Source organism: Agrobacterium tumefaciens (assembly GCF_013337285.1).
GTDB classification, from domain to species: Bacteria; Pseudomonadota; Alphaproteobacteria; order Rhizobiales; family Rhizobiaceae; genus Agrobacterium; species Agrobacterium burrii.
Map to the genome: position 1 here is coordinate 123,906 of NZ_SUPW01000010.1, position 17,843 is coordinate 141,748.

Annotated in this window: 17 protein-coding genes; 8 read left to right on the forward strand and 9 right to left on the reverse strand. The window is 59.7% G+C overall.

What is annotated here, in order from left to right:
• Nucleotides 1-21: 21 nt before the first annotated feature.
• Nucleotides 22-738: an aspartate/glutamate racemase family protein gene (locus FCH38_RS21325; protein ID WP_149901021.1), complete on the forward strand. Its 717-nt coding sequence runs from the start codon at nucleotides 22-24 to the stop codon at nucleotides 736-738.
• 65 nt (nucleotides 739-803) lie between these two features.
• Here FCH38_RS21325 and FCH38_RS21330 read toward each other — a convergent pair whose 3' ends face one another.
• The 4 genes from FCH38_RS21330 to FCH38_RS21345 all read right to left on the reverse strand — a co-directional run bounded on the left by FCH38_RS21330 (nucleotide 804) and on the right by FCH38_RS21345 (nucleotide 3,461).
• Nucleotides 804-1,310, reverse strand: a complete 507-nt coding sequence (locus FCH38_RS21330) for a DUF992 domain-containing protein (RefSeq protein ID WP_174375068.1) — start codon at nucleotides 1,308-1,310, stop codon at nucleotides 804-806.
• A complete protein-coding gene (locus tag FCH38_RS21335) occupies nucleotides 1,307-1,630 on the reverse strand; it encodes a BON domain-containing protein (RefSeq protein WP_174375069.1) in 324 nt (107 codons plus the stop codon). Before FCH38_RS21335 ends, FCH38_RS21330 begins: the two co-directional genes overlap by 4 nt.
• Before the next feature lie 32 nt (nucleotides 1,631-1,662).
• Nucleotides 1,663-1,842 (reverse strand): CsbD family protein, encoded by a 180-nt coding sequence (locus tag FCH38_RS21340; RefSeq protein ID WP_149901023.1) that lies wholly within the window; start codon nucleotides 1,840-1,842, stop codon nucleotides 1,663-1,665.
• Nucleotides 1,843-1,982: 140 nt separating this feature from the next.
• Complete coding sequence (locus tag FCH38_RS21345) at nucleotides 1,983-3,461, reverse strand: helix-turn-helix transcriptional regulator (RefSeq protein ID WP_174375070.1); 1,479 nt, start codon at nucleotides 3,459-3,461, stop codon at nucleotides 1,983-1,985.
• 189 nt (nucleotides 3,462-3,650) lie between these two features.
• Between FCH38_RS21345 and FCH38_RS21350 the strand changes: the two genes are divergently transcribed.
• From FCH38_RS21350 to FCH38_RS21375, 6 genes are all read left to right on the forward strand, one after another.
• Complete coding sequence (locus tag FCH38_RS21350; RefSeq protein WP_149901025.1) at nucleotides 3,651-4,586, forward strand: LysR family transcriptional regulator; 936 nt, start codon at nucleotides 3,651-3,653, stop codon at nucleotides 4,584-4,586.
• Nucleotides 4,587-4,701: 115 nt separating this feature from the next.
• Nucleotides 4,702-5,181, forward strand: coding sequence for a formate dehydrogenase subunit gamma (locus tag FCH38_RS21355; protein ID WP_153516088.1), 480 nt, complete (start codon nucleotides 4,702-4,704; stop codon nucleotides 5,179-5,181).
• Nucleotides 5,178-6,734 carry a formate dehydrogenase beta subunit gene (locus FCH38_RS21360; RefSeq protein ID WP_174375071.1) on the forward strand — a complete coding sequence of 519 codons (1,557 nt, stop codon included), beginning with the start codon at nucleotides 5,178-5,180 and terminating at the stop codon, nucleotides 6,732-6,734. The genes FCH38_RS21355 and FCH38_RS21360 overlap by 4 nt, the downstream gene beginning before the upstream one ends.
• A gap of 4 nt (nucleotides 6,735-6,738) precedes the next feature.
• Nucleotides 6,739-9,621: a formate dehydrogenase subunit alpha gene (gene fdhF, locus FCH38_RS21365; RefSeq protein ID WP_174375072.1), complete on the forward strand. Its 2,883-nt coding sequence runs from the start codon at nucleotides 6,739-6,741 to the stop codon at nucleotides 9,619-9,621.
• Between the two features lie 68 nt (nucleotides 9,622-9,689).
• The gene (locus FCH38_RS21370) at nucleotides 9,690-10,031 is read left to right on the forward strand and encodes a formate dehydrogenase subunit delta (protein ID WP_174375073.1); all 342 of its coding nucleotides are present in this window, start codon (nucleotides 9,690-9,692) and stop codon (nucleotides 10,029-10,031) included.
• A 107-nt stretch (nucleotides 10,032-10,138) separates the two neighbouring features.
• Nucleotides 10,139-11,791, forward strand: coding sequence for an OFA family MFS transporter (locus FCH38_RS21375; protein WP_149901030.1), 1,653 nt, complete (start codon nucleotides 10,139-10,141; stop codon nucleotides 11,789-11,791).
• A gap of 263 nt (nucleotides 11,792-12,054) precedes the next feature.
• On the opposite strand, the gene FCH38_RS21380 is transcribed toward FCH38_RS21375, so the two are convergent.
• From FCH38_RS21380 to FCH38_RS21400, 5 genes are all read right to left on the reverse strand, one after another.
• Nucleotides 12,055-12,279, reverse strand: coding sequence for a hypothetical protein (locus tag FCH38_RS21380; protein ID WP_149901031.1), 225 nt, complete (start codon nucleotides 12,277-12,279; stop codon nucleotides 12,055-12,057).
• Nucleotides 12,280-12,410: 131 nt separating this feature from the next.
• Entirely contained in the window at nucleotides 12,411-12,620 is a 210-nt protein-coding gene (locus FCH38_RS21385) for a cold-shock protein (protein ID WP_153516092.1), read from the reverse strand.
• 311 nt (nucleotides 12,621-12,931) lie between these two features.
• Nucleotides 12,932-13,828: a dihydrodipicolinate synthase family protein gene (locus FCH38_RS21390; protein WP_174375074.1), complete on the reverse strand. Its 897-nt coding sequence runs from the start codon at nucleotides 13,826-13,828 to the stop codon at nucleotides 12,932-12,934.
• A gap of 29 nt (nucleotides 13,829-13,857) precedes the next feature.
• Entirely contained in the window at nucleotides 13,858-14,739 is an 882-nt protein-coding gene (locus tag FCH38_RS21395; protein ID WP_174375075.1) for an SMP-30/gluconolactonase/LRE family protein, read from the reverse strand.
• Between the two features lie 55 nt (nucleotides 14,740-14,794).
• The gene (locus FCH38_RS21400) at nucleotides 14,795-15,514 is read right to left on the reverse strand and encodes a FadR/GntR family transcriptional regulator (protein ID WP_174375076.1); all 720 of its coding nucleotides are present in this window, start codon (nucleotides 15,512-15,514) and stop codon (nucleotides 14,795-14,797) included.
• Between the two features lie 302 nt (nucleotides 15,515-15,816).
• Here FCH38_RS21400 and FCH38_RS21405 point away from each other — a divergent pair, with 302 nt between their 5' ends.
• A complete protein-coding gene (locus FCH38_RS21405; protein WP_174375077.1) occupies nucleotides 15,817-17,766 on the forward strand; it encodes an ABC transporter substrate-binding protein in 1,950 nt (649 codons plus the stop codon).
• The last annotated feature ends 77 nt before the right edge of the window (nucleotides 17,767-17,843 follow it).

Consider the following 17,843-nt stretch of genomic DNA (forward strand, 5'->3'; position numbering starts at 1 on the left):
GGTCCTGAAAGGCTTACCCCGATGCATATTCGCCTGATCAACCCCAACTCTACGGCCTCGATGACGGCGCAGGCGCTCGACAGTGCCTTGCGCGTCAAACACATGGATACGAAAATTTCCGCTGCAAATCCCGCCGATACGCCCGTGAGTATCGAAGGTGGGGCGGATGAGGCGCTGGCCGTTCCGGGCCTGCTGCAGGAAATCCGCAAGGGTGAACAGCTGGGCGTTAACGCCTATGTCATCGCCTGCTTTGACGACCCGGGGCTGCATGCCGCCCGCGAAGTGGCGCGCGGGCCGGTCATCGGCATCTGCCAGGCCGCCATTCAGGTGGCCATGACGATCAGCCGCCGATTTTCCATCATCACCACTCTGCCGCGTTCGATCCCCATCATCGAAGACCTTGTCGGCAACTATGGGGCGGAGCGGCATTGCCGCAGGGTCCGCGCCATCAATCTGCCGGTTCTTGGTCTCGAAGAAGATCCGCTCGCTGCCGAATTGATGCTGATCCGCGAAATCGAAGCGGCCAAAAAGGAGGATGCGGCGGAAGCGATCATCCTTGGATGCGCCGGCATGTCGGCTCTGTGCGACAGGCTGCGGGAGGCAACCGGCGTGCCTGTTATCGATGGCGTCACGGCAGCGGTGAAACTCGCCGAGGCGCTGGTGGGGGCGGGTTACGTGACCTCGAAGGTCAATGCCTATGATTATCCGCGCATCAAGGAAGCCATGCTGGTTGCCTGAGCCGGGAGAGGGCATACGGTTTCAGGCAATGTGGATGCCCGAAACCGCACTGTTTGCAGCCTTAATTAGCGGGCGTGCTTCAATTGCAGGCGTGATACGCCCGCTGCAATGTTTACACCCGTGCCGACCTCGGCGCTAATCGGCTGAAGCGCGAAATTCTTGGCGTTGCCGCCGATCAGGGCGTTTGCGCCAATACCGATGCCGACCGAGGCGGCGGCGGAAGCGCCAACATACTCGCCGCCAAGCGCGCCGTCGCCGATGCGGCTCGCCGCCGTGTTGAACACGATCCAGCTCATATAGGTCTTGCCCGTCACGCCGATATCGAGACCCAGCTTACCGATGGTGCCGGTGTAGCGCTCGGTCTTGCCGGAACGCTGGCGAAACTGGCAATCGACATTTTTGCTGGAACCGATCACAAGGCCGACCCCACCTGCGATTTCGCAGGACAAGGTCCCGACACGTTCCTTCTGGACGGTCTCAGTCGCGCGCTTCGAGTTGTGCTTGGTTTCGGCTGAAGCGAGCGGGGCAAGTGTCAGGGTTGCAATGGCGGTTGCGAGAACGAACTTCTTCATTGTTTATCACTCCTGTTATTGTTGGCGAGGTGGAGGCGCTGGGAGGCCGCGTCCAGCCTGATCGACGGCCGCTGGCGGATCGCCAGATCGGCGATGATGGGTCGCGATGCGAAACATTCGGCGATGATGACCGCACGTTCGAAGGCAGAGAGTGTTTCAACTTCGCCTGTGAGGACAATGCACCCATCAGAGGAACTGACGGAGATGCTGCTGTTTTCCTGCCCGTCCGCATAGGCGATCAGTGCCTGCAACGCGGCGCACAGGCTGATTTCCTGCGGATTGCAGCCCGGTGCCGTGTTTGCGTCCCATGAAAGCATCATCGTGAAACCTCCCGCCCTGAACAATCGGTAGATCACTTTAATGCTTTGGTGATGGCGTCTTTCGCCCGGCCAAGTTTCTCCTGTGCGTGGCCGGCGACTTTTTCTGCCTTGCCTTCCGCTTCAAGTTGCCCATTGCCGGTAATCTTTCCGGCCGCTTCCTTGATGGTTCCCTTGGCCTGGCGGGCAATGCCTTCGATACGGTTTTTGTCCATGATGCACTCCTTCCATCGTTGGATACTGCCGCTGCTGACAACGGCATGATGTGAAGGTAGTGCGGCGCAATGGCCTGAAGCAGAGCACTTTCTACTAGTTGAACTGGTATAAAGTGACCTATTTTTGCAAAAGCAGGCCGCTATTTTTCCCTGCGGCCGGAAAAGCCCCGTTCGCGTGCCCAGATGACCGCTGCAGTACGGCGGTTCACGCCGATCTTGCCATAAAGCGACGCGATATGATTACGAATGGTGTGCTTGGAAAGATGAAGCCTGTCGCTCATTTCCCTGTCGCTGCAACCGTCACAGATAAGCGACAGGATTTCCTCCTCGCGATCCGTCAGGTCCTTCAGCGATGCCGACGGCGTCGTGCTGCGCGCGTTCTGCCGCAGTCCCGCCAGTCTTTCGACGACGGTTCTGCTGAACCATGATGTATCGGTCATCACGCTTTCGATCGCCTCGATCAGTTCATTTTCCGAGCGTCTGCGTTCGGTCACGTCCTGTATTGCCCAGATGACGCATTGCTGGTCGTTGATCTCGGCGCGTTCGGCAGAAACGATGCATTCGGCAGCGCCGCCATCGCTCAGCTTCATGCGCATGTTTTCATTGCGGATGGGGATGTTGTCCTTCAGCCGTTTCTCTATATCCCGGCGTGCCGCCACGTCTTCCCAAAGTCGCAATTCGCCGGCGGTTTTGCCCACCACCTCCGGCTCCTTGCGGCCGCATAGTTGCAGGAAGGCGTCGTTGACTTCAGTCAGCACGAAATCCTCCAGCCGCGAAACGGCAGCCGGCGCGGGTGAAAGGCGGAAAGACTTGAAGAACCGTTCTTCGCTCTGGCGCAGCGCGTTCTGCGCCCTGCGACGCCCGTCAAGATCGGCGAAGGTGAAGAGCATGCAGGGCTCCTCGGCAACCGCGATGGTTTCGCCAGCGACGATCACCAGTCTGTCGCCTCCCGGTATGGGGATAAGCGCCTCCCGCTGGCGGATGATCCTGCCTTCATGCAGCCGCTTCAGCGCGTCCTCACCGGTGTCGCATTCGGAAAACAGTCCAAGCTCCTCGACGCTCACGCCGATAATCTCCTCACGTGTGAAGCCGGTCATTTCAAGAAAGCCCTGATTAACGCGGATGAAACGCTTGTCTTCCAGCCGGCAGATCAGGCCCGGGGCAGGGTTGGCGTTAAAGGCGCTTTCAAAGCGCGCTTCGGCCTCAAAACGGGGTGTTTCGTCCCGGATGATGAGGACGAGAACGTCGGGCCTGGCACCCGCATCCACAAGAACGAGGCCACGTATCGTATGGACCCAGCATTCCTCTTCATTGCCACTCGGCGATACTTCCACCGTCACGTCGTCGAAATCATCGCCGGCCAGAAGACGCTCGAGCGGATATTGTCCCTCCTCGAGCAGATGGTTGTTGCGATAACGAAGCGTAAAATTGCGCCTGTAGGCCGCTGCATCCTCTCCCAGATCCGTGAGCGCCTCGATCCGGTGCATACGAAGTGCCGCCCTGTTTACCCAGGCAATCGTTCCGTCCTTTTCGAGCAGGATCAATCCGTCGCTCAACCCGGCGATCAGATTTTGCAACACAAGCCGGTTGATCTTCGGAATGTCTGCGTGCTCGTCCATATTGCCCCCGGCATGTTGATCCCCGTGCGGGTTATAACGCATGGTTGAGGTAAGTGTTGCAGCAAACTCAAGGAGACGTGTCGCAATCCGGCGGTCTTTCGCTGCGACTGGATTTGCGACGGGGCTCACCTCACGTTAGTGTCGCCGTGCACGTCGTCCTACACAGCGACACGTGTTACGGGAGGCAGGATGATCGACAAGCTGGAGTTTTTCATCGCGCTTGCGCGTGCCGAGCACTTCGGGCGGGCGGCGGAGGAGTGTGGCGTTTCGCAGCCCACGCTTTCTGCGGCCATCCGGCAACTCGAGGATCAGCTCGGCGTCGTGCTTGTCGTGCGCGCGGCGCGGTATCAGGGCCTGACGCCGGAAGGCCAGCGGGTTCTGGAATGGGCAAGGCGCATCGTTGCCGATACACGCACCATGCGGGAGGAAATGCGGGCGGCGCGCAAAGGTCTTGCCGGTCATATCCGCCTTGCCGTCATCCCCACCGCCCTTGCCATGGTGCCGCGTCTTACCGAACCGTTTCAGGCGCGCCATCCGGCGGTCACCTTCTCCGTCACCTCCCGCACCTCGCTGCAGGTTCTGAGCCAGATCGAAAATCTCGAGATCGATGCGGGAATCAGCTATCTGGACAATGAGCCGCTCGGCCGGGTCACCACGGTTCCTCTTTATTCGGAGCGGTATCATTTGATCGCCGCAGCTGGCACGCCGCTTGCCGATCAGGAAAACGTGACCTGGAAGCAGGTCTCGGATCTTCGGCTTTGTCTATTGACTTCCGACATGCAAAACCGCCGTATTATCAACAAGCACATGGCCGAAGCGGGTGTCGAGGCGAAGCCCACGCTCGAATCCAATTCGATGATCGTGCTTTTTTCCCATATTCGCACGGGTCAATGGGCCTCGATAATGCCGCGTAACATTGCGGAATCGTTCGGTTTTCCAAAACAGATACGAATGATCCCCATCACCGAGCCGGATGCGGAACATCTGGTCGGGCTGATTGCGACCTATCGCGAACCGCATACGCCGCTCGTATCGGCGCTGCTGCACGAGGCGCGATTGCGCGCCGCCGCCTCCGTTTTTGATAGAAATTTCCTATCGACTGACGGAAAGGCGTTATTGACCTGATCTGGATCAGCTAGCCATTCTTTCCGGCATCAGGCGGGTGCGACGTAACGGGTCAGGATGTGGAGGTCCTCCGTTCGAACCATCTGCCCCAAGTCGGTTTGGGAGGACTGGCCTTATGAATATTCGTGCGGTGGCCGTGGATGAGGCGGCCCGTGTTTCCGCAATCATCGAAGACTGTCTGCATCTGGAAGGGCCGATGCTGCCCATTCTGCACAGGGTGCAGGAGGAGTTCGGTTATGTGCCTGAAAGCGCCAAGCAGATCATTGCCTTGGCCCTCAATGTCTCGCGGGCGGAAGTGCATGGTGTCGTCAGCTTTTATCCTGACTTCCGTGATCATCCCGGTGGACGCCATGTCCTGAAGCTCTGTCGGGCAGAGGCTTGCCAGTCGATGGGCGGCGAGTCTCTCAACAATACCATCAGACAAAAGCTCGGTCTTGACTGGCACGAGACGGCTGCGGATGGCTCGGTCACGCTTGAGCCGGTCTTCTGTCTCGGGCTCTGCGCCCAGGCGCCGGCCCTGATGCTGGACGGCGATGTTTATGCAAGGGTAGACGAGCACTGTCTTGGCGACATTCTGGCGGAGGCGCGCCGATGAGCATCACCGTTTTCGTACCCTGCGATTCCGCCGCTTTGGCTGTCGGTGCAGATCGCGTTGCCGAAGGCATCCGGAGCGAAGCGGCCGCCCGAGGCCATGATGTCCACATCGTGCGCAACGGTTCGCGTGGCCTGCTCTGGCTGGAAGTCTTGGTGGAGGTTCGCACCGATCACGGCCGTATCGCCTATGGCCCGGTCAAGGCTTCTGATGTTTCTGCACTTTTCGACGCCGGTTTTCTTGATGGTGGCGACCATGCGCTCTGTCTTGGGCCTACCAAGGATATTTCGTTCCTGAAAAGCCAGACGCGCCTGACGTTTGCGCGCTGCGGCGTCACCGATCCGCTGTCGCTTGAGGATTACCGCGCCTATCAGGGCATGAAAGGACTGGAAAAAGCCGTTTCCATGGCTCCTGCCGAGATCGTCGGCCAGGTAACGGAAAGCGGCCTTCGCGGGCGCGGCGGCGCGGGTTTCCCGACGGGCATTAAATGGAAGACCGTCGCCGATGCCATGGCCGACCAGAAATATATCGTCTGCAACGCCGATGAGGGCGACAGTGGCACCTTTGCCGATCGCATGATCATGGAGGGTGACCCCTTCGTGCTGATCGAGGGCATGGCCATTGCCGGGCTTGCGGTCGGGGCGACGAAGGGTTTCATTTACACCCGCTCCGAATATCCCCACGCCATCAGAACGATGGAAAAGGCCATCGAGATCGCCCGCCGCGAAGGCGTGCTTGGCAACTCGGTGCTGGGGTCGGGCCGCGCCTTCGATATGGAAGTGCGCATGGGGGCCGGCGCTTATGTGTGCGGTGAGGAAACCTCGTTGCTTAACAGCCTTGAGGGCAAGCGTGGCACGGTGCGCGCCAAACCGCCGCTTCCGGCGCTGCAAGGCCTGTTCGGCAAACCGACGGTGGTCAACAATGTCATCTCGCTCGCGTCGATCCCGGTGATCATGGATCGCGGCGCGGCCTTTTATCGGGATTTCGGCATCGGCCGTTCGCATGGCACGATCCCGATCCAGCTTGCCGGCAATGTCAAACATGGCGGATTATACGAGACCGCGTTCGGTTTGCCGCTCGGGCAACTGGTCAACGATATCGGTGGCGGCACGATTACCGGTCGTCCCGTCAAGGCGGTTCAGGTCGGCGGTCCTCTGGGCGCTTATTTTCCCGTCTCGCTGTTCGACACGCTGTTTGACTATGAGGCATTTACCGCCGCCGGCGGCCTGATCGGTCATGCCGGCATCGTCGTTTTCGACGACACGGCCGATATGCTGCGTCAGGCCCGTTTCGCGCTTGAGTTCTGCGCTGTAGAAAGCTGCGGAAAATGCACGCCATGCCGCATCGGTTCGACGCGCGGTGTCGAAACGGTCGATAAGATTTCCCTTGGAATAGAGCGGGAGCGAAATACAGCCCTGCTCGAAGACCTGTGCGAAACGATGAAGTTCGGTTCGTTGTGCGCGCTTGGCGGTTTCACGCCTTATCCCGTCATGAGCGCGCTGCGGCATTTCCCGCAGGATTTCGCACCCATCCCACGCATCGAAGCGGCGGAGTAAGACCATGGCCCTTGTTTTTGAAAACGACTACGGAACACCGAAATCCCTGTCCACCGAGATGGTGACACTGACTATCGACGGCCGTGAAATCACCGTGCCAGCGGGAACGTCGATCATGCGCGCTTCGAGGGAAGCGGGCATCGATGTTCCCAAGCTCTGCGCCACCGATATGGTCGATGCCTTCGGCTCCTGTCGTCTCTGTCTTATCGAGGTGGAGGGCCGCAACGGCACCCCCGCTTCCTGCACCACGCCGGTCGCATCCGGCCTTGTCGTGCACACCCAGACGGAGCGTCTGAAACAGATCCGCAAGGGCGTGATGGAGCTTTATATCTCCGACCACCCGCTTGACTGTCTGACCTGCGCCGCGAATGGCGATTGCGAATTGCAGGATATGGCCGGTGCCGTGGGCCTGCGCGATGTGCGTTACGGTTACGATGGCGACAACCATGTCAAGGCCCGTGCAGGTGATGGCCTTCTCAACGCCAACTGGATGCCGAAGGATGAGAGCAACCCTTATTTCACCTATGATCCGTCGAAATGCATCGTCTGCTCCCGCTGCGTGCGCGCCTGTGAGGAAGTGCAGGGGACGTTTGCGCTGACGATTGAAGGTCGCGGCTTCGAGAGCCGGGTGTCGCCCGGCGCGCATGAAGCGTTTCTCGATTCCGAATGTGTGTCCTGCGGCGCCTGCGTGCAGGCCTGTCCAACGGCGACGCTCACCGAAAAATCGGTGATCGAAATCGGCCAGCCGGAACATTCGCTGGTCACGACCTGCGCCTATTGCGGCGTCGGCTGTTCGTTCAAGGCGGAGATGCGCGGCGAAGAACTGGTGCGCATGGTGCCGTGGAAGGACGGGCAGGCCAATCGTGGCCACTCCTGCGTCAAGGGCCGCTTTGCTTATGGTTATGCCAGCCACCGCGACCGGATTCTCAACCCCATGGTCCGGGAGAAGATTTCCGATCCGTGGCGGGAAGTGACGTGGGAAGAGGCTTTTTCGCATGTCGCCTCGGAATTCCAGCGGATTCAGGGGGCTTATGGCCGCGAATCCATCGGCGGCATCACCTCGTCGCGTTGTACCAATGAAGAGACCTATCTGGTCCAGAAACTCATCCGCGCCGGTTTCGGCAACAACAATGTCGATACCTGCGCCCGCGTCTGCCATTCGCCGACGGGTTATGGTCTGGGACAGGCTTTCGGCACCTCTGCCGGCACGCAGAATTTCGATAGCGTCGAGCACTCGGATGTCGTCCTTGTCATCGGCGCCAACCCGACCGACGGCCATCCGGTTTTCGGCTCGCGCCTGAAGAAGCGGCTGCGCCAGGGCGCCAAGCTGATCGTTATCGATCCGCGCCGCATCGATCTCGTCCGCACACCGCATGTGGAAGCGTCTTTCCACCTGCCGCTGCAGCCGGGCACGAACGTCGCCGTGCTGACGTCGCTTGCCCACGTCATCGTCACCGAAGGACTGTTCGACGAGGCCTTTATCCGCGAGCGCTGCGACTGGTCGGAATTTGAAGACTGGGCCGCTTTCGTTGCGGAACACCAGCACAGCCCGGAGGAAACCGAAATCTTCACCGGCGTACCGGCAGAGGAGTTGCGCGGTGCCGCAAGGCTGTTTGCCAATGGTGGCAACGGCGCGATCTATTATGGTCTGGGCGTTACCGAACACAGCCAGGGCTCGACCACCGTCATGGCGATTGCCAATCTGGCGATGGCCACCGGCAACATCGGTCGGCCCGGCGTCGGCGTCAATCCGCTGCGCGGCCAGAACAATGTGCAGGGTTCCTGCGATATGGGGTCCTTCCCGCACGAGCTGCCGGGCTATCGGCATATTTCCGATGACGCCACCCGCGACGTCTTTGAAAAACTCTGGGGTGTGAAGCTCAACAACGAGCCGGGGCTGCGCATTCCCAATATGCTGGATGCTGCCGTCGACGGCAGCTTCAAGGGCATCTATATTCAGGGCGAAGATATTCTTCAGTCCGATCCGGACACCAAACATGTCTCCGCCGGTCTCGCCGCCATGGAATGCGTGGTGGTTCACGATCTATTCCTCAACGAAACGGCCAACTACGCGCATGTCTTCCTGCCCGGTTCGACCTTTCTTGAAAAGGACGGAACCTTCACTAATGCGGAACGCCGCATCAACCGCGTTCGTAAGGTGATGACGCCGAAAAATGGCCTTTCGGACTGGGAGGTCACGCAGAAACTTGCCCAGGCCATGGGGCTTGGCTGGAATTACACGCACCCGTCGCAGGTCATGGACGAAATCGCAGCCACCACGCCAAGCTTTGCCGGTGTTTCCTATGACTATCTGGAGGTCAACGGTTCGGTGCAGTGGCCCTGCAACGAGAAATTCCCGATGGGCTCGCCGATCATGCATGTGGACGGTTTCGTGCGCGGCAAGGGCAAGTTCATCCGCACCGAATATGTGGCGACGGATGAGCGCACCGGCCCGCGCTTCCCGCTGCTTCTGACCACGGGACGCATTCTGTCGCAATACAATGTCGGCGCGCAGACACGGCGCACGGAAAACGTCGTGTGGCACGAGGAAGACCGGCTGGAAATCCATCCGCACGATGCCGAACAGCGCGGCGTCAAGGATGGAGACTGGATCAAGCTCGTCAGCCGCTCCGGCGATACCACGCTCAGAGCGCTGATCACCGACCGCGTCGCCCCCGGTGTGGTTTATACCACCTTCCACCATCCGGGCACGCAGGCCAATGTCATCACCACCGACTTCTCCGACTGGGCGACCAACTGTCCGGAATACAAGGTGACCGCCGTGCAGGTGTCGGCTTCGAACGGGCCGACGGAGTGGCAGGAGGAATATGACGCGCTTGGCCGCCGGTCGCGGCGGATCACCGGCAAGCTGGAGGCAGCCGAATAATCGGGGCCGGGGGTGACCCGGTCATTTGAAACACGGACGCCGACCGGCAGGCGGCGCGGGGGAACAGCATGTTGCTTAATCACACCGACGAAAAACTGGTGAGGATGGCGAACCAGATCGCGACTTTTTTCCTCTCGCAGCCGGAGGGTGTCCGCATCGACGGCGTCGCCACCCATATCAACAAATTCTGGGAGCCGCGCATGCGCCGCCGGTTTTTCGAGATCGTCGATGCCGGTGCCGGAGAGTTTTTGCCGCTGGTGATAGCGGCCTCGCAGGAGATCAAAAGGCCCGGAACGCCTGTCGATGATGCGGTCGGCCTTGGGGAGGATGCCAAGGGTGCGCCGGGCGGCAAAGGGCCGGCTGCGGGTGAGTCCCTGTCCGAACCGAGCATTCCTGAAACCAGACATTGAGCGGCGGCGAGGGGGCCGCGTTCGCCGCATGGGAGAGCATTCGGCGGTTTCGCCCTGCCATACGGGGCGCGAAATTTGTCCAGACATCCACGAGGGAGGTAGTGTCAATGGCAGTAGCAGGCGTATCTGCGGGAGAACCGGTGCAGGCCGGAATTCTGGACCGCGAACGGATCATAGCGAAACCCGGATTTAACCGGTGGCTGGTGCCGCCGGCGGCTCTGGCCATTCATTTATGCATCGGCATGGCCTATGGCTTCAGCGTCTTCTGGCTGCCGCTGTCGAAGGCGCTGCCGGTGACGGATCCCAGTTGCTCCAGCATCACCCTTGTCGGTGCGTTGTTCACAACGGATTGCAACTGGCGTGTGGCCGATCTCGGCTGGATTTACACGCTGTTTTTTGTCCTTCTGGGTTGCTCGGCGGCAATCTGGGGCGGCTGGCTGGAAAGGGTAGGGCCGCGCAAGGCCGGTTTCGTCTCCGCCTGCTGCTGGTGCGGCGGCATTCTGGTTGCGGCGCTGGGCGTCATGACGCATCAATTATGGCTCATGTGGCTCGGGGCCGGCGTTATCGGCGGCATCGGGCTGGGGCTCGGTTATATCTCGCCGGTCTCGACCCTGATCAAATGGTTTCCGGATCGTCGCGGCATGGCGACCGGTATGGCAATCATGGGCTTCGGCGGCGGTGCGATGATCGGTGCGCCACTTGCCAATATCCTGATGAACACCTTCAAGACGGATGTCTCCGTCGGCGTGTGGCAGACTTTCGTCGTCATGGCCTTGATCTATTTCGCCTTCATGATGGCGGGTGCTTTTGGTTATCGTATTCCGCCCGCCGGCTGGCGTCCGGAAGGCTGGACGGCGCCCGCAGCCAAAAGCGCGATGATCACCCATCGTCACGTGCATCTGCGCGATGCGCACAAGACGAAGCAATTTTGGCTGATATGGGTGGTGTTGTGCCTCAATGTTTCGGCTGGCATCGGCGTCATCGGCATGGCGTCACCCATGTTGCAGGAAATCTTTGCCGGTTCGCTGATCGGCCTTCCGGGCGTCGGTTTTGCGGATCTGGATGCCGGTCAGAAGGCACAGATCGCCGCCATTGCGGCGGGGTTCACCGGCCTGCTGTCATTGTTCAACATCGGCGGGCGGTTCTTCTGGGCCTCCATGTCCGACAAGCTGGGCCGCAAGAACACATACTTCTGCTTCTTCATCCTCGGCATCATTCTCTATGCCCTGGCCCCGACATTTGCGACCATGGGCTCCAAGGCGTTCTTCGTTCTGGCTCTGGGCATCATCCTGTCGATGTATGGCGGTGGTTTCGCGACCATTCCCGCTTATCTAGCTGATATCTTCGGCACGCAGTTCGTCGGCGCCATCCATGGTCGGCTGCTGACGGCATGGGCAACGGCCGGCATCGCCGGACCGGTGGTCGTCAACTACATCCGTGAAGCGCAGATCGCTGCCGGTGTTGCACCGGGTCCGGCGCTATACACCAGCACCATGTATATATTGGCGGGCATGCTGGCGATCGGCCTTATCGCCAACGCGTTCGTGAAGCCGCTGCCGGAAAAATGGTTCATGTCGGATGCGGAGGTTGCCGCACTTCAGGCGAAAACCGCGGCCGCCAGCGCCGGCCCGACCGGCTCATTCGGCATCGGCAGGGGTGGTCTCGACGCCAAGGCCGCCTTCGCGTGGCTTGCGGTCGGCATACCGCTTCTCTGGGGCGTGTGGGTCACGGTCAGAAGCAGCCTTGCGCTGTTTGGCTGAGCGGATTTCGTTCGGTCATGCAGAATGAGTGCGCCGCTGACGAGGAATGCGTCTGCTTGTAGTCGGTGTGTTGCCTGATCAAGGCGCTAAAAAGAGGGAGGTGGTTCAGGTTCCATGAGCCGCTTCCCCAAACTCGCAAACACTGTCGGCCTCGTCGCAGGTTCAAATCTGAGCCACGCCAATGCGCGCTTTAATTTTCCGGGGGCTGAATTTCTCTTTTATTATCCCGGCCGGCCTTTGGTGGCCGCACCTCTTTCCGCTGATTAGCGCCCGCGTGCACGCTTGGCGAGGAGAGCGGACGTGGCCGAAGCGCGGTCCGACTGTTCTTTTGCAAGACGTGCTTCCCGAAGCCGCAGGCTCTTTGCTTCGCGGGATCGCGCAATGGAATCAAGCTCTTCGAATGCTTCTTCCTTCGCGAAAAACGGTGCCTGAATATGGCTGAAGGCAATCTCCGCCTTCTGGCGAGAGATGCTGTATTTTTCTGTCATCGGTGTTCCGGTGGTAAGGCTCGGCAAGCGAGCAAAAAACAAAAGGCCAGGCGATGTGCCTGGCCTTGATTGGGTTAGTATGCTTCCGGCAGTGCCAGTACATCCGTGGTCAAAGGAAAGCAAATACCCGTTCAGGCAGCCTGCAGGTTGCAGGCCGACATTTTACCCGACTTGTTGTCGCGCTCCAGATCGAAGCTGACCTTCTGGCCTTCGACGAGTTCACGCATACCTGAACGCTCAACGGCGGAGATATGAACGAAAGCATCGGTGCCGCCATTGTCAGGCTGAATGAAGCCGAAGCCCTTGGTGGAATTAAACCATTTAACTGTGCCAGTGGTCATGATGAACCCTTTCATAGCAATAGAGAAACCACAGCACTCAGGCGCTGCGGATGATGATAGCGATTTTGAAAGGAAAGGTTCGTTCAGAACGCGTTGCCAAGACACGTGATAAGCAAAGCTAAGCAAGCAAATTCGATTACCTCTTCTATCGGGTCGATGTCGCAATGTCAACTATTGGTTTCCGTATCGAAATCTTCGTCAAGAAATTGCGTCGCGGTGGGGATCGGTAGGTTGGCCGAAAGCTGAGCATTAACAAAGGCCAAGCTTGAGGCTCGGCCTTTGCAGATGGCTGGCTTGAGCGCGGATCGGTGTCACCGCCAGCTGGCAAGCAACCCTTCAAGTGTGGCGCGATCTTGCTTATCGAGACGCGCAAGCCCTGGCGCGCGAACGGGACCGACCGTAAGCCCGAGGATTTCCATCGCTTCCTTCACCACCGTCACATTCGCGCCGTTGCGGTACCGTGTCCGCAGCCGTTCGAACAGCTCGATCTTTTCGACGATCTTTCGGGCCGCGTCGAAATCCCCTGATGTCAGTGCGTCGAGGACCTGCAATGAAAACTGCGGCGCGACGTTGACGAGACCCGATGTGAAACCGCGTGCGCCGGCCGCGCAGAAGGCGGGCGCCCAGCTTTCCGCCAGTCCGCAGACGTACAAAGCGCCGTCCGGATCGGAAGCTGCAATCGCGCGTGACAACAGCATGATGTCGGTGGTGGCGAATTTGATGCCGGCGACATTCTGGTGGCTGGAAAGCCTGACCATGTCATCGACCGAAAAACCGTCGGCACGGACATAGGCCACCAGCGGCAATTCGCTGCCCTCTGCAAGGCCGATAAAATAGTCGATCTGTGATTGCGGAGCTGCAAAAGGGTCGACCGGCTGATGCGACATGACGGCAGAGGCGCCCATTTCCTTTGCCTGCCGCGCCATGGACAGTGCCTCTCGCTGCGAGCGCCCGATCGCCGCTGTTACCGGGGCTTTCCCGTTCACGCCTTTGATCGCGGCCTCATAGACCGTCAGAATTTCAGCGGGCGTCAGGGCGTAGAACTCGCCGGTATTACCCGCCGCGACGATATTATGGATGCCCGCCTTTGCCACGCGGGCGTAAACCTCGGCGGTGACACTGGCGTCCACTTCGCCGCCTGCATCATAAGCCGTCACGGGAACGCCGGAGATGCCTTGCAGGGCCTGGCGAAAATCGAATGTCGTCATCAATTTGTTCCTCAAGGTAAAAGGGCGTATCAGATGGAGAATTTGTGCACGGGCGTGCCGGCGACAGGCGCATCGAATGCAACGACCGTGCCCGCCGTGGAAACACCGTTGGTTTCGGTCACGAGACTGGTGAGATAGAGCGTCTTAAGGTCCGGGCCGCCGAAACACGGCATGGTCGGCCCCTTGAACGGCAGCCTGTAGATCTCGAATAACTCGCCTTCAGGCGTAAAGCGGTTGAGACGTCCGGCCTGAACGCCGGCGCTCCAGTAACAGCCTTCGCTATCGGTCGCAGCACCATCCGGCCTGCCTTCGTCGGGCGCGAAATCGTGAAGGCGTTCGGCCGGGCCGAGCTTGCCGGTGGCGACATCGAAATCGAATGCCTGATACATGAGCCCGCTGCTGTCGGAGTGATACATCCGTTTTCCGTCAGGGCTCCAGGCAAGCCCGTTCGATGTGAACATATTGCCGTTGATGATACGCTCGATGCCGCCGTCAGGCGCAACACGATAGAGACGCGCATTGCCTGTGGGTACGGCGGCCTCGTCGCGGGTTCCTACCCAGAAATGCCCGTCCGGGCCAACCTTGCCGTCGTTCAGGCGGCTGTCGAGTCGCCCTTGATCGGGATCGCACAGAAGGTCGAGCTTGCCACTTGCGGGGTCGAGCAGATGCACGCCGGTCTTGAGGCCCGCCACAACAAGGCCATTGTCGCACAGACCGAGACAGCCCACCTGGGCGGGCATGTCGAACCTGTCCAGCTTTCCGTCCGCATGCAGGCGGAAAATCGCCGGGGCGAGAATATCGACGAACCACAGATTGCCCGTCCGCTCGTCCCATGCGGGCGATTCGCCAACCTTCAAAGGCGTATCGACGAGGGATCGAAGTTTCGGTTCTATGATGCGCGGCTGGCTCACTGATTATTCTCCATCGCCCGTTTAGGCCTCGTTTTTTTGAATTGCGGGATCGGTTCTAGCCGCCGACGCCCTGAAACATGCGGGCGCGGGCTTTGAGGATGTGGTCTTTCATCGCGTTATGCGCCGCCTGCTCGCGCCGCGCAAAAATCGCTTCGACGATGGCAGTGTGCTCGTTCTGCACTTCGCGCACATGCTGCGGCGTGCGTTTGAGGCTGAGACTGCGTGTGACCGACTGGCCGATGGCGAAATGCGGTTTGAACCAGATCCGCACGGTGATGTGGAACTGGTTATGGCTTGCCCTCGCAATGGCTTCGTGCAGGGCGAAATCTTCCTCTGCGCCAAGATCGTTGCGCTCGAGACATTGTTCCAGAGCGGCAATTGCCTGCTCGATCCGCGTCTTGTCGGCCGCCTGCCAGTTGCGCGCCGCAAGTTCTGCCCCCGAGGCCTCAAGGCCGGCCCGGAACTCGAAAAAGCGTTGTACGTCGGCGAGCGAACCGACCGGCACCTGCTGCAACACCGATGAGTCGGGTTGCTGGCGCACGTAGGAGCCGGAGCCTTTCTGCGAAACGACAAGTTCGTCATTGCGCAGCCGCTCCAGCGCTGCGCGCACCACCGGCCGGGAAGCCCCGAACAGCGAGGCCAGGCTTTGTTCGGATGGTAGCCGCTCGTTTATGGGAAACCGCCCGTCCGAAATCATGCCGACGATCTTTTCGTAGACGATGTCGCTGAGCCGGGTCTCGCCGCGTGCGGCCGGCGATGTGGTCATATTGTCCATCAGCACACCTTTCGTTGCAAATCGCTGAAGTTGAACGGTTTCCTGTATGTCATCCGCAACAGAAATACCGGGGTTTTATCAGCGGGGGGCGCTGCCGTTCCGATCTTTATCGTCAAGCCTGTCTTCGAAAATCGCTCTACGAATAAAAAATATGTAAAAAGCTGTCAATACTTGTAATCATCTGAAAACGCCCATATGGTCTGCCCCTGCCGGTGGAGGATCGGCGTGCTGGCTGGCCGGGAGGGCCGTTGCGACACAGTGAAAGCTGTTTTGCTGCCGGTGATTTTTTGGGAGGATAATCGATGCGCGATGGGGATAAATTTTCGCTGGGCGTGACGCGCCGAACCTTTGTGGCGGGGCTTGGGGGTGTCGCTGCCCTTTCCGTCATCGGGACTTCGGCCAAAGCCGCCGCCGGCAAGGAAGCGCCGGAGCTGGCAGCTCTGGTAAAGGACGGCAAATTGCCGCCATTGGCCGAGCGCCTGCCTAAAAATCCGATGGTGGTGACGCCGCACGAAAAGATCGGCACCTATGGCGGCACATTGCGCCGTGGCCTGCGCGGCTCGTCGGACCATAACGGCATCCTGCGCATGGTCGGCAACCAGGGGCTGGTTCGCTGGAACATGGACTTCACCGAAGTTCTGCCCAACCTTGCTGAAAAATGGGAGGTCAATGACGACGCTTCGCAGTTCACCTTCCATCTGTTGCAGGGCGCAAAATGGTCTGACGGCCATCCCTTCACCGCAGATGACGTGGTGTTCGCCATCGAGGACTGCATCAAGAACAAAGAACTTTACAGCGCGACGCCAGCGCAGCTTTCCGTCGCCGGCAAGGCCGTCGATGTCGAAAAGGTCGATGATTTCACGGTAAGGTTCAAATTCGCAGCGCCAAATGCGCTCTATCTCGAAAACCTCGCCACGCCGCTTGGTCAGCACCCAACGCTGTTTGCCAAGCATTATTGCAGCAAGTTCCTGCCGAAATACAACACGTCGCTCGATGCCGATGTGAAGGCGGCCGGCGTTTCCAGCTGGACGGAACTGTTCCGCGCCAAGTGCGGTGACATCGAAATTCCATCCCGCTGGTCGAATGCCGAGAAGCCCACGCTTGACCCGTGGGTGGTGAAGGAACCCTATTCCGGCGGCGCGACACGCGTGGTGATGACCCGCAACCCCTACTTCTGGCAGGTCGATACCGAAGGCAACCAGCTTCCCTACATCGATGAAGTCAATTTCGGCATCTCGCAGGATGTCGAATCGCTGATGCTGAACGTCATTTCCGGCAAGATCGACATTCAGGAACGCCATATCAGCGTTCTCGCCAACAAGCCGACCCTGTCGCAGAACATGAAAAAGGGCGATTACCGCCTGCTGACGCTGGTGCCATCCGCCTCGCAGCAGTGCCAGATCTACCTCAACATCACCCATAAAGACCCGGCAATGCGCAAGATGTTTGCCGACAAGTCGTTCCGTCAGGCGCTGTCTGTCGCTCTCAACCGGCAGGAAATCATCGACATCGTCTATTTCGGCCAGAGCGAGGGATATCAGGCGGGACCACGCCCGACCCACCCCTGGTACAATGAGAAGCTGGCGCGTCAGTACACCGAATATGATGCCGCCAAGGCGAATGAACTTCTCGACAAGGCCGGTTACGACAAAAAGAATGGCAACGGCATGCGGCTTAGGCCCGATGGCCAGCCGATCTTCTTCTCGATCGATGTCATCCCGACGCTCTATCCCGATCTGGTCGATGCGCTGGAACTGGTGAAGGCGCAATGGGCGCAGATCGGCGTCGATATCAAGGTCAACACCATCGAACGCGCGCTGTATTACACACGCGGCGATGACAATGCCCATGATGCGGCGGTGTGGCCCGGCCCCGGCGGTCTCGATCCGATGCTCGACCCGCGCGATTTTTTCGCCTTCCATCCGCAGGGTTCGCGCTACGCCATTCCGTGGGCGCTCTGGTACACATCCAACGGCCAGAAGGGCGAGGAACCGCCGGAAAGCCAGAAGAAGCGCTTCAAACTGTTCGATGAAGCGCGCTCGACAGCCGACCTTGCCAAGCGCGGCGCGAAGATGAAGGAAATCTTCGATATCGCGGCGGATGAGTTCGAAACGATCGGCCTCTGCCTTGCGGTGGGTGGTTTCGGCATCATCCGCAACAATCTGCGCAACGTGCCGGAAACCGAGCCTGACAGCTGGTCGTGGCCCAACCCCGGCCCGGCGCTGCCGCAACAGTTCACCTTCACAAGCTGACACCGCCATATGGGCGTCGCTGCCTCACCGCGGCGACGCCTTTCAGGTTGTTTCTACCACCCACAAACCCGTCTCCT